Consider the following 11181-nt stretch of genomic DNA (forward strand, 5'->3'; position numbering starts at 1 on the left):
ACGAGGGGCACCGGTGTTACGACGGCCGGACCTGGCGGCTCGGCCGGATGTACGAGACCGCGAAGGAGCTGGGGATCGACACCGTTTGCGGCGGGACGAACGCGGACGACCCCGGCGAGGGGCACCGACCGGGGCTCCGCGCGGTCGAGGAGCTCGACGTGTTCTCGCCGCTGCTCGACGCCGGGATCACGAAGGCGGAGGTCCGCGCGATCGCCGAGTCTCGCGACCTCTCCGTGGCCGACAAGCCCTCGATGGCGTGTCTCTCCTCGCGGATCCCGACCGGGCTGGAGGTCACCGAGGAGCGGCTGACCCGCGTCGAGAAGGCGGAGCGGGTGCTCCGCGAGTGGGGCTTCGAGGGGTTCCGGGTTCGCGACCACGACGGCCTCGCACGCGTCGAGATCGCCCCCGACGAACTGGAGCGGGCGCTCGACCCGGCCTTCGCCGACGCCGTCCACGAACACCTCACCGACCTCGGCTTCGAGTACGTCACCCTCGACATGGCCGGCTACCGAACCGGGAGCGTGAGTCCGGGCGGCGAGGAGGTGGGCGACGGGGATGCGGGCGACGAGAACTCCGACAACGCGAACGGAGAGCCCGCCGGGAGCGACGCGGCGGACGACGGCGCCGACCTCGGGCGGCGGTACCCGCGCTGAGGCGCCGGCGACCGCCGAGAGCGGCACCGCGCCGGAATGAGGGCGGCGTTATCACCGGAGAGAACCCGGTGGGAACGCTTATAACCCGTGTTACTAAATCGACACCTATGCGGGAGGCACAGACGCTGGCGGTGATCGCCGGCGGCGTCGGGGGGGCCGTCGGGGCGTTCGTGGGCGTCGCGATCGGCGGCTCGGCGCTCTCGGTGACGATGACCACCCTCGGGGTCGCCACCGTGGTCGGCGTCGGCGTCATCGCAAGCGCGGTCATCGCCGGCGACGTGGAGTTCCTCGCCGACGCTGACGGCGAGTGAGGAGGGCGGCGCGAGCCGCTGCGACGCGGCCGAAAGGGGCCGGGCGGGCGCGAGTTCGGAGTACCGTTCAAATACGAGTTTCACGTAAACGGACGCGATGGCCGCTGCGGCGTCGTTCTGGGAGGAGTGCGACCGATACCACGAGCTCGCGGAGCGGTTCCAGCGCGGCATCGAGATCACCCACCCCGATCGGCTCACCGGGCGGAGCGGCTACTGCAGCGAGTGCGGCTGCGCCTGGTGCGCCGAGGAGGTCAGGTACTTCGAGTACCGCGGCGAGCGGCTGTGAGCGGGCCGTGTCCGAGAGGCGCTCCCCCGGTGAAAATCGGGGGCGACCGCGCGCTTCAAGGCCCCGCCGCGACGAACGGACGCCATGAGTCTCATCGCGTTCGACTTCGACGGGACGCTCTCCGACTCCGAGATGACGGTCCTGCTCGCGGAGCGGGCGGGCGTCGCCGACGAGGTCGCCGAGATCACCGAGCGGGCGATGAACGACGAACTCAGCTACGCCGAGAGCCTCTACCGGCGCGCGGAGCTGCTGGAAGCCCTTCCCGAGGCGGAGGTCGAGGACGCGTTCGACGCGGTGCGGATCCGGCCCGGCGCCGCGCGTCTCATCGAGCGCCTCCGCGACGAGGGGCACCACGTCGCCGTCCTCACCGGGGGGTTCGAGCGCGGCGTCGAGGCAGCGCTCGCTCGCGAGGGGGTCGCCGTCGACACGATCGTCGCCAACCGACTGCCGACCGGACCGGACGGCGCCCTCACCGGCGAGGCGGAGGGACCGCTGATCGAGGGGACGAAGGACGACGCGCTCGCCGACCTCGCGGCCGAGGTCGGCGTCCCGATGCGCGAGACGGTGGCGGTCGGCGACGGCGCGAACGACCTCCCGATGCTGGAGGTCGCGGGCCTGGCGGTCGGCTTCGTCCCGAAGTCCGCGGTGCGGCCGGTCTGTGATTCGGTCGTCGCCTCCATGTACCGGCTGGGGAAGGTGCTGGAGGCGCACGGCGTCCTCGCGGCCGGGGACTGATCACCGAACCGGTTCGGGCCGGCGATACCTGACCACGTTGGGCTGAAGGGTTAAACAGAAACGGGGGCGATATGTTGGCATGAGCGTCTTCGCCGGGGTGGTCCGATGCTACCGACGCTGACGTATCTCCAGTTTCACCTCGTCTTCAGTCTCCCCGTGCTGGCGCTGCTGTGGTACCTCGCCCCGCGGTACGAGGCGACGCGGCAGCGCCGGGCGGTCGGTGGGATCGCGATCCTCGTCGCCATCGCGTACGCCTACACCACCCCGTGGATCAGCTACATGATCCGCCGGGGCGCCTGGGGGTACGCGGACGGCGCCGTCGTCGCGCGGGCGCTCTCGATCCCGCTCGGCGAGTACCTGTTCTTCGCGATCCAGACGATCGTGGTCGCGTTCGCGCTCCACCGGATCGGTTTCGATCCGACGTTCCGCGAGGGCGACTTCGACCGCGTGCCCCGGGCCGCCGGCGTCCTCGTCGGCCTCGCGATGGTCCCGATCGGGCTGGGGCTCGCGTGGCTCGACCCGTCGTTCCTGTACCTCGGCGGGCTGATCGCGTGGGTCGGGCCCGTCCTCGCGCTCCAGTGGGGCGTCGGCGGCGGCTACCTCGCGCGCACGCCGCGGCTGTGGATCACGGCGACGCTCGCCCCGGCGGCGTACTTCTGGGTCGCCGACCGGATCGCGATCGGCATGGGGACGTGGTACCTCTCGCCGGAGTTGACGACCGGGATTGCGGTCCTCGGCCTCCCGATCGAAGAGATGCTGTTCTTCGTCGCCGCGGGAGTGATGACGATCAACGGCCTCGTCTTGTTCGAGTGGGTGCTCGACTGGAACGACCGCCGCGGGGCGGCGGCGGACGCTGTCGCCGGCGCCGGGTCGGAGCCCGAGCGGGACGTTCGCGGCCCCGAGTCCCCGGCCGACCCGGACCCGGACGTAGTCGATGACTGAGGCGTCGGAGGCGTCGCGGAGCGCGGCGGACGCCCGGTCCGTCGCGACCGCGGGACGCGGGGCCGACGAGAGCGTCGGCGACGGGCGCGACGCCGACCCGGCGGCCGAGCGGGTCGACCGGTGGTTCGCGCGACGTCCGGCGCTGGTGCTGGCGGCGCTGTTGCCGGTCGGCGCCGCGACCCCCCTGTTTCCGGTCGAACTCGGCGTCGCGACGTTCGCGCTCGGCACCCTCGCCGTCGGGATGGCGCACGGCGCAGTGGACCACCTCGTCCCCCTACGGGCCGCGCCGGGCGTGTCGCTCCGGCGGTCGATCGCGGTCGTCTCCGTCGGCTACGCGGTCCTCGGCGGGGCGGTCGTCGCAGCGTTCTTCGCCGCGCCCGTCGCCGCGTTCGTCGGGTTCATCGCGCTCACGTGGCTCCACTGGGGGCAGGGCGACGTGGCGACGCTCGCGATCGCGGGCGTCGACCACCTCCCCACCTCGGCCGAGCGCTGGCTGGCGCTTATTGTCCGCGGCGGCCTCCCGATGGGCGTCCCGCTCCTCGCGCACCCCGAGGAGTACCGGCTGGTGGCCGAGTGGATCGTCGGCCTGTTCCTCGTCGACGGGGGCGCGGCCGCGACGGCCGTCGACCCCCTGTTCGCGCCCGCGGTCCGCGCCGGGGTCGGCGTCGGGATGGCGGCCGCGACGCTGGCGTCGGTCGGGCTCGGCTACCGGCGGGTTCGGGGCGGGCGCGACGCCGGCGGCTGGCGCCGCGACGCCGGCGAGCTGGCCGTGCTGTGGGCGTGGTTCCTGCTCGCCGCGCCGGTGTTCGCGATCGGGGTGTACTTCGCGCTGTGGCACGCGCTCCGGCACGTCGGCCGGCTCGTCCTCGTCGACCCAGCGGCGGCGAGCGCGGCGTCGGCCGGCGACGCGGTCGGCGCGCTCGCCCGCTTCGGGCGCGACGCGGCGCCGCTCACGCTCGGCGGGTTCCTCGTGGTCGGCGCGGTCGGCGTCTCGGTCCCCGCGGGCGTGGCGGCGCCCGGCGACCTGCTCGCCGTGTCGCTCGTCGCCATCGCCGCCATGACGCTCCCGCACGTCGTCGTCGTGGCGTGGCTCGACCGGCGGGAGGGAGTCTGGCGGCCGGGCGCCGGGACCTGATCGGCGCCGACCGGAGGCGGCCGGTGCCGGCACCGCACCGCTCTTGGTCGGCGACGGCGTCCGTCCGGTAGATGGGCGAGATCGCGATCCGCGAGCCGCGACCGAGCGACGCCGAGCCGCTGGAGGCGCTCATCACCTCTCATTTCACCGAGGGGAGCTCCTACGGCGTGGACCTCGGGATCGACGACCCGACGTACCACGTGCTGGTCGCGGTCGAGGGGGACGCCGTCGAGTCGGCGGGGGACGCGGTTGACGGCGAGAGTGACCGAACCGACGCGGTCGACGGCGAGGGCGACCGGGACGGCGCGATCCTCGGCGTCATGGCGCTCCGCGAGTTCACCGATCCGACCGCCGTCGCCGACGAGATGTACTTCTTCGACGACCCCGACCTGCTGCCCGCCGCGGAGCGGTACGGCCACCTCGAAATGGGGTACGTCAGGGAGGGCGCGACGGGTCGGGGGATCGGCAGCCGGCTGCTCGGTCGCCTCCACGAGGCCGGCGCGGAGCGGGGCGTCGACCTGTTCCTCGCGGACTCGTGGTACCACGGCGGCGACGACTCCCCGGAGAAGCTGTTCGACGCGCACGGCTACGAGACGATCCACCGCGACCCGATCGAGCGCCCCGCGGCGGAGTGCCCGAAGTGCGAGGAGACGTGTACCTGCGAGGGCGTGCTCGCCGTGCGGCGCGTCGCGGGCGACGCGACCGACGCGGAGGCGAGCCGGTCGTGAACCACGACCGCGTCCACGCCAGGGAACCGTCGCACCACGTCGACCAGTGGTCGGTCGGCGTCGTCGAATCGATCGGCGAGCGCGACGGCCACTGCGTCGTGACGGTGCGGCCGATCGTGCCGGAGAGAGAGGCGGGAGGAGATGAAGCGGTGGCAGACGGGGACCGCGGCGAGCCCGTCGAGTTGACGCTCACGCTCGCCGTACGGGACCTGTTCGTGAGCCGGCTCCCGATCGACGACGGCGAGTCGCCGGTCGGCGAGCGCGTCTGGTACCGGGAGCGGGGCGGGTGAAGGAGGGACGAGCGGAGCGGGCCGTCGCTACTCTAGCTGGTGGTAGTCCAGCTCGTGGCCCTCGTCGAGGGCGGCCTGGACGGCGTCGCTCGGCTGATCGACCGGTTCGGTGCGGAGCGTCATGCCGCCGACGTCGGCCGCGTCGAAGTAGACGTTGCGACGCCAGTCGGGGTCGGTGTCGGGGTGGTCGGTGCGGTAGTGCGCGCCGCGCGACTCCTCGCGTTCGAGCGCGCCGCGGAGGACCGCCTCGGCGGCGACAAGCATGAAGCCGGCGTCGACGGCGAGCTCGAACGACTCGCTGGTGACCGGCCCGACGCGCATGTCCGCGGCGCGGTCGCGGACGGCGGCGAGGCGGTCGAGCCCCTCACGGAGCGACGACTCGTCGCGGAGGATGCCCGCGTGCTCCCACATCAGCTCGCGGAGGTCTGCGAGCACCGCGTCGACCTCGTTGGCGCCGTCGTTGTCCGCCATCGCGCGCAGGTCGCGGAGGTGCGGCTCGACGGTCTCCTCGCGGAGGGCGTCGGGCACCTCACCCGGGCCGTCGACGCGGTCGGCGATCCGCTCGCCCGCGACGACGCCGTACGCGACCGTCTCGGCCAGCGAGTTGCCGCCGAGGCGGTTCGCGCCGTGAACGCCCGCCATCGTCTCCCCGATGGCGAAGAGGCCGTCAACGTCGGTCTCGCCGTGATCGTCGACGGCGACGCCGCCCATCCCGTAGTGGGAGGTCGGCGCGACCTCGACGGGCTCCTCGGCCATGTCCACGCCGAGGTCTTGGAACCGCTCGTACATTCTGGGGAGCCGCTCCTCGATGAAGTCGGCGTCGCGGTGAGAGATGTCGAGGTAGACGCCGCCGTGCTCCGTGCCGCGCCCCTCGCCGATCTCGCGGGCGATGGCGCGGGCGACCACGTCGCGGGCGTCGAGCTCCATCTGGTCCGGAGAGTAGCGCTCCATGAACCGCTCGCCCTCGGCGTTGAACAGGCGGCCCCCCTCGCCGCGGACGGCCTCGGTCACGAGGCGGCCGCTCCACGGCGCCCACTCGGGGTCGGCCTCGTCGACGGCCATCCCCGTCGGGTGGAACTGCATGAACTCCATGTCCATCAGCGACGTGCCGGCGTCGAAGGCCAGCGCCGCGCCGTCGCCGTTGTTCTCGTCGTCGCGGGAGGTGTGCCGGTTGTAGATCGCCGCGTGGCCGCCGGCGGCGAGAACGACGGTGCCCGCGTTGAACAGTACGAACTCGCCGTCATCCATGTCGAAGCCGACCGCACCGTGGACGGCCCCGCCGTCGGAGACCAGCTTCGTGATCATCACGTTCTCGCGGTAGGGGACCGACAGCGCCTGCGCGCGGTCGACGAGCGTGTTCAGCAGCGACTCGCCGGTGTGGTCGCCGGCGAAGGCGGTCCGGCGGAACGACTGCGCGCCGAAGAACCGCTGGTCGATCGCGCCGTCGTTGGTGCGGGAGTACGCCATCCCCCAGTCGTCGAGCTCGCGGAGCCGCTCGGGCATCTGCGCGGTCACTGTCTCGACCTTCCCGGGATCGTTGATCAGGTGGCCCTCGTTGAGGGTGTCCGCCGCGTGGATCGCGGGCGAGTCCTCGGGGTCGTGGGTCCCGAGCGCGCCGTTGATCCCGCCCCGAGCCCACGTGGTGTGGGCGTCGCCGTGTCCGCGCTTCCCGAGGACGAGCACGTCGTCGACGCCGCGCTCGGCGAGTTCGATCGCCGCGCGCGCGCCGGCGGCGCCGGCGCCCACGACCAGGACGGACACGTCCTCTCGCGCGTACTCGACCGGCTCGTCAGTCGGGGCTCGTTCGTCCATGTTCGAACGGAGGGTCCGGAGACGGGTAAGCTTCACGCGCGTGTGCGTGCGCGCGAGAAGGCGGCGCGAACACACGACCGAGGACGGTCGGCGCGTCCCCTATCGCTCCGCGTCCCAGCCGGGCGTGCCGGGCGCGCCGGCGTCGTCCTCGACGGCGCGGGCGAGGCGGTCGCGCGCGTCGCGGTCGAGGCCGACCCGCTCGTCGTCGGCGCCGGCGCGCTCCGTCCACTCGCGGATCGCGGACCCGACCCACGAGTCGGCCTCGCGGGCGTCGTCCCGAGCCTCGGCCATGCGGTCGCGCGTCACCGACAGCGATCCGGGGCGAGAGCCGACGGCAGCGCCGGCGAAGCGGGCGCGGTCGTCGGCGGTCGCCCCGCCGTCGCGGAGCCGGGCGACGACGCCGTCGAGGTCCTCCGGGTCGGGGTACGCGAACACCGTCGCGCCGAGCGCCTGCGGGCCGAACGCGGGCGCCGGGAGGTCGTCGGCCGGCTCGTCGTCGAGGAGCCGGTCCCCGCCCCCGGCGGCCTCGACGCGCTCGCACTCGGTCTCGGCGTCGAGTTCGAGGTTGTGACCCGGGTAGCTCGAACAGGTGCGCGGGTAGCGGTCGTCGCCGTGGATCCGGCACTGGAGCGTCGTCGGGTCGAGGAAGGCGCAGGCGCCGAGCCAGCGCGGCTCGTCGGTCCCGATCGGTGCGACCGGCTTGGGGGGCTTCCGGAGGCCGACGACGAAGACGGGGCGGCCGTCGATCGCGGCGAGGTCGGTCCCGTCGATCCGAACGCGCTCGTCGCGCTCGGCCGGCTCGAACAGTCGGGGGACCAGGGTGTCGGCTAGGCCGTCGTCGACGATGCCTACGACCTCGTCGCGGGTGAGCGGGACGAGGTCGTAGGTGTCGTCGAGCGGGGGACGAGGCCCGGTGCGGTCTGAGCCCGCCGCGGCCGGATCGAGCGGACGCCAGTCGACGCAGCAGCCGGCACAGCCCTCACAGCGGAGTTCCATACGGCCCTGCCAACGGTTCGCAGTGTGATAAGTTGTCGGCGGAACGCGAACCGGACGTGAACCAAGTCCGGACGGGACGCGAACCGGGCGCGTCCCGGACCCGGACCGTTTTGCCGACCCCGGCCGAACGTCGTCACGAGATGGACTCGGAACGGTCGGAACTCGGGCGGCTCGCGGTCCGGATCGTCCGAGAACACGAGGCCGCGGCGGTGACGCCGGGGGTGGTCGTCCAGCGGCTGGCGGTCGAGTACGACCGCGAACACGAGTACAGCGAGGTGTTCGACCTGCTCCACGAGCTGGAAGAGACGGGCGAACTCGTATACCACAACGGGGAGTACAACGAGTTCGCCGCGCCCGAGTGACCCCGAGGGGACGCCGCCTCAGAGCTCGCCCTTCGTGCTTGGCGTGTCGCTGCGGCGCTCGTCGAGCCGGGTGGCGTCGTCGAGCGCGCGCGCCAGCGCCTTGAACAGCGCCTCGACCTCGTGGTGGGCGTTGTCGCCGCGCTCGACCGCGGCGTGGAGCGTCAGCCCGGCGTTGTGGGCTACGGAGAGCGCGAAGTGGTCGGCCATGACGCTGGTGAACTCCCCGACAGACTCCTGTGAGAACTCTCCGGAGAACTCGTAGTACGGCCGCCCCGCCACGTCGACGACGACGCTCGCGACCGCCTCGTCGAGCGGGACGCGGCGGTCGGCGTACCGCCGGATGCCGCGCTTGTCGCCGAGCGCCTCGTCGAACGCCTCGCCGAGGCAGATCGCCACGTCCTCGACGGTGTGGTGGTCGTCGATGTCGAGGTCGCCGTCGCAGCGGACCGTGAGGTCGAACAAGCCGTGCTTCGCGAACGATTCGAGCATGTGGTCGTAGAAGCCGACCCCCGTGTCGACCTCGCTGTCGCCGTCGCCGTCGATAGCGAGGGTGAGTTCGATGGTCGTCTCGCTCGTCTCGCGGGTGACGGCCGCGGTCCGGTCGTAGTCGCTCATACCGGCCCGTCGCGGGGGATTCGTAAGTCGGTTGCGGGTGTGGCGGGGTTCCGGATCCGCGAGAGAGGAGCGGACGTGGTGCGGGAGTCGAAGGAATGGTTATAAACGGGGGTGCGGTGGCGCGTGCCTGCGAGCGGTCGCCACCGGCGGCCGCGAGGCAGCGCGCGCGAGGGACGCGGCGACCGGAGCGAAGCGGAGGGAGCCGCGAGGCTGGGGAGGTGTGAGGCGCGGTTGCGGTGCGGTCGGGTGGGAGTCAAAGGGGCAGCCGCGAGGACGAAGCACGACGACGTAAGCACTAGAGCGAGGGAGCGAACGGAGTGAGCGACCGAGTGAAGCGCGCAACGAGGCGCGAGAGTCCTCGCGGCTGGGGCTTTGGCGGTGTTCGCCGGCGATCCGCAGTCAGTTATTATAAGCAATCAACGGTAAATGCGAAGTCGATTTAAATCTCGTCCGCCGCGTCCTGCGCCTCGCGCAGCGTGAACTCGCCCTCGTATAACGCCGTCCCGACGACGACCGCGGCCGCGCCCGCCTCCTTCAGCGCGACCACGTCGTCGACCGCCGCCACGCCGCCGGAGGCGATCACCGGGATCTCGACCGCGTTGACCACGCTTGCGACCGCCTCGCGGTCGATCCCATCCAGCTGCCCCTCCACGTCGACGTTCGTGAAGAGGATCGCGCCGGCCCCCAGTTCCTCGTAGCGGGCGGCGGCCTCGGCGGGGTCGAGCCCGGTCCCCTCGGTCCAGCCAGAGACGACGACCTCGCCGTCCTTCGCGTCGAGGCTGACGACGACGCTCCCCGGGTGGGTCTCGTCGATCTCCGCGACGATATCCGGGGTCTCGACCGCCGCGGTCCCGAGGATGACGCGGTCGAGCCCCAAGTCGAGCAGCGCGCGCGCGCCCTCGGCGGCCCGGATGCCGCCGCCGAGCTGGAGGCCGACCGCGTCCGCGCCGTCGCCGCCGACCGCGTCCACGACCGACTCGAGCGCGCCGGCGTTGACGCGCTCGCCCTCGAACGCGCCGTCGAGATCGACGAGGTGGAGGGTTTCGGCCCCCGCCTCGACCCAGCGCTCGGCGGCCGCGACGGGGTCGCCGTAGCGCTTGCCCGTCCCGCGCTCGCCGCCGACCAGCTGGACGACCTCGCCGTCCTGTACGTCGACGGCGGGGATCACTTCGAACTCCGAGAAGTGGCTCATACGGGACTGAAGCCCTCGACGGCGATTAAACGGGTCGGTTCGAGGCGGAAGGAGGGCCGAGCGGGGGGCTTCGGGGGGCCGTCGGCTCACACCACCGAGATGAGCAACTGCGAGACGTCCTCGTCGTAGGCGGCGGGGTCGGTCGCGAGCGCCTCGGCGCTCTCGGCGCCGGCGAGCCGTCGCACAGCGCTCTCGGCGTCGATCGAGTCCGGCAGCGCCGCGTCGAAGGCGTCGAGAAGGGGATCGGTCGGATACGCGCCGCCGGCGACGATCACGTCGGTTCCGTCGTGCCAGACGCCGAGGCGGGCCCCGATGTCGAGGGGTCGATCGAGTCCCGCGGCGGTCCCGTCCGGGAGCGGGACCTCGCCGTCGAGCGCGTACTCGCCGGTCAGCCGCCACACGGTCGCCGTGTTGCCGGACCGGACGGTGGAGATCCCCTCGTCGGCGATTTCGACGTTCTCGATGCCGGCGCTCCGGAGCTGCCCGCGGAAGGCGTCGGTCGCGGCCGCCTCCACCTCGCGCATGATCCGCTCGCGGCCGATCTCGGCCGGGAGTCGGTCGACGGCGGGCCGGAGGTCGATCCGCGTCGCGAAGAAGACGACCGGCGACCCGGACCCGCCGAGCGTCTCGGCGAGCGCGTCCGCGACGGGCGCGTACTCGTAGATTCCCGTGTGTTCGAGCGCCCGGACGGTGACGGGACCGTACGACCGCTCGAACACCGTCCGCTCGAACTTGTCGGTCCGTCGCCAGTCGTCGATCCGGTCGCTCGTCACCTCGGGGGCCGGGACTGGCCCGTCGCGGGCGCCGAGACAGCCGGCGAGCCCGGCGACGCCGACCGCCGCGCCGCCCGCGAGCAGGCGGCGTCGGGTGGTCGTCTCGCGTGGGGGCGGCGTCGCCGCAGATCCGTTCGTCGGACGCTGCTTCATACGAATTCGACGGCCGCGACGGGCAAATCGGTGTCGCCCCGACCCGGATCCCTTATGTAACCACCGAGTACAACAACCGAGTGATGACCGACGACGAAAGCAGGACACGGCGGCGACGCGCTCGGCCACACACCCGACGGCGGTTCCTGACTGCGGCCGGGGCGGCGGGGGCCGTCGCGCTCGCCGGCTGTAGCGCGG

The 11181-nt window shown here is 72.8% G+C and carries 14 protein-coding genes; 9 read left to right on the forward strand and 5 right to left on the reverse strand.

What is annotated here, in order from left to right; genetic code table 11:
* The 8 genes from B9G38_RS11335 to B9G38_RS11370 form a co-directional block, all read left to right on the forward strand.
* On the forward strand, window positions 1-653 hold a 653-nt coding region (locus tag B9G38_RS11335), incomplete at its 5' end, for an alpha hydrolase (RefSeq protein ID WP_086220440.1).
* A 107-nt stretch (window positions 654-760) separates the two neighbouring features.
* On the forward strand, window positions 761-964 hold the full coding sequence (locus B9G38_RS11340; RefSeq protein WP_049932090.1) for a hypothetical protein: 204 nt from the start codon (window positions 761-763) through the stop codon (window positions 962-964).
* Window positions 965-1061: 97 nt separating this feature from the next.
* The gene (locus tag B9G38_RS11345) at window positions 1062-1250 is read left to right on the forward strand and encodes a hypothetical protein (protein ID WP_086220441.1); all 189 of its coding nucleotides are present in this window, start codon (window positions 1062-1064) and stop codon (window positions 1248-1250) included.
* An 84-nt stretch (window positions 1251-1334) separates the two neighbouring features.
* Entirely contained in the window at window positions 1335-1985 is a 651-nt protein-coding gene (serB, locus tag B9G38_RS11350) for a phosphoserine phosphatase SerB (RefSeq protein ID WP_049932087.1), read from the forward strand.
* 105 nt (window positions 1986-2090) lie between these two features.
* Window positions 2091-2927, forward strand: a complete 837-nt coding sequence (locus B9G38_RS11355) for a lycopene cyclase domain-containing protein (RefSeq protein ID WP_049932085.1) — start codon at window positions 2091-2093, stop codon at window positions 2925-2927.
* Window positions 2920-4062 carry a Brp/Blh family beta-carotene 15,15'-dioxygenase gene (locus B9G38_RS11360; protein ID WP_086220442.1) on the forward strand — a complete coding sequence of 381 codons (1143 nt, stop codon included), beginning with the start codon at window positions 2920-2922 and terminating at the stop codon, window positions 4060-4062. Before B9G38_RS11355 ends, B9G38_RS11360 begins: the two co-directional genes overlap by 8 nt.
* A gap of 71 nt (window positions 4063-4133) precedes the next feature.
* Entirely contained in the window at window positions 4134-4790 is a 657-nt protein-coding gene (locus tag B9G38_RS11365) for a GNAT family N-acetyltransferase (protein ID WP_086220443.1), read from the forward strand.
* Window positions 4787-5080 carry a hypothetical protein gene (locus B9G38_RS11370; RefSeq protein WP_049932083.1) on the forward strand — a complete coding sequence of 98 codons (294 nt, stop codon included), beginning with the start codon at window positions 4787-4789 and terminating at the stop codon, window positions 5078-5080. The genes B9G38_RS11365 and B9G38_RS11370 overlap by 4 nt, the downstream gene beginning before the upstream one ends.
* Before the next feature lie 27 nt (window positions 5081-5107).
* Here B9G38_RS11370 and B9G38_RS11375 read toward each other — a convergent pair whose 3' ends face one another.
* Window positions 5108-6892 carry an L-aspartate oxidase gene (locus B9G38_RS11375; protein WP_086220444.1) on the reverse strand — a complete coding sequence of 595 codons (1785 nt, stop codon included), beginning with the start codon at window positions 6890-6892 and terminating at the stop codon, window positions 5108-5110.
* A 99-nt stretch (window positions 6893-6991) separates the two neighbouring features.
* A complete protein-coding gene (locus tag B9G38_RS11380; protein ID WP_086220445.1) occupies window positions 6992-7888 on the reverse strand; it encodes a YkgJ family cysteine cluster protein in 897 nt (298 codons plus the stop codon).
* Window positions 7889-8028: 140 nt separating this feature from the next.
* Here B9G38_RS11380 and B9G38_RS11385 point away from each other — a divergent pair, with 140 nt between their 5' ends.
* A complete protein-coding gene (locus B9G38_RS11385) occupies window positions 8029-8250 on the forward strand; it encodes a hypothetical protein (RefSeq protein ID WP_086220446.1) in 222 nt (73 codons plus the stop codon).
* Window positions 8251-8268: 18 nt separating this feature from the next.
* On the opposite strand, the gene hisB is transcribed toward B9G38_RS11385, so the two are convergent.
* The 3 genes from hisB to B9G38_RS11405 all read right to left on the reverse strand — a co-directional run bounded on the left by hisB (window position 8269) and on the right by B9G38_RS11405 (window position 10983).
* Window positions 8269-8865 (reverse strand): imidazoleglycerol-phosphate dehydratase HisB, encoded by a 597-nt coding sequence (gene hisB, locus B9G38_RS11390; RefSeq protein ID WP_086220447.1) that lies wholly within the window; start codon window positions 8863-8865, stop codon window positions 8269-8271.
* Window positions 8866-9304: 439 nt separating this feature from the next.
* Window positions 9305-10057 carry a 1-(5-phosphoribosyl)-5-[(5-phosphoribosylamino)methylideneamino]imidazole-4-carboxamide isomerase gene (hisA, locus tag B9G38_RS11400; RefSeq protein ID WP_086220449.1) on the reverse strand — a complete coding sequence of 251 codons (753 nt, stop codon included), beginning with the start codon at window positions 10055-10057 and terminating at the stop codon, window positions 9305-9307.
* An 86-nt stretch (window positions 10058-10143) separates the two neighbouring features.
* The gene (locus B9G38_RS11405; RefSeq protein WP_086220450.1) at window positions 10144-10983 is read right to left on the reverse strand and encodes a hypothetical protein; all 840 of its coding nucleotides are present in this window, start codon (window positions 10981-10983) and stop codon (window positions 10144-10146) included.
* Window positions 10984-11181: the final 198 nt, after the last annotated feature.

This window comes from Halorubrum sp. SD612 (assembly GCF_002135005.1).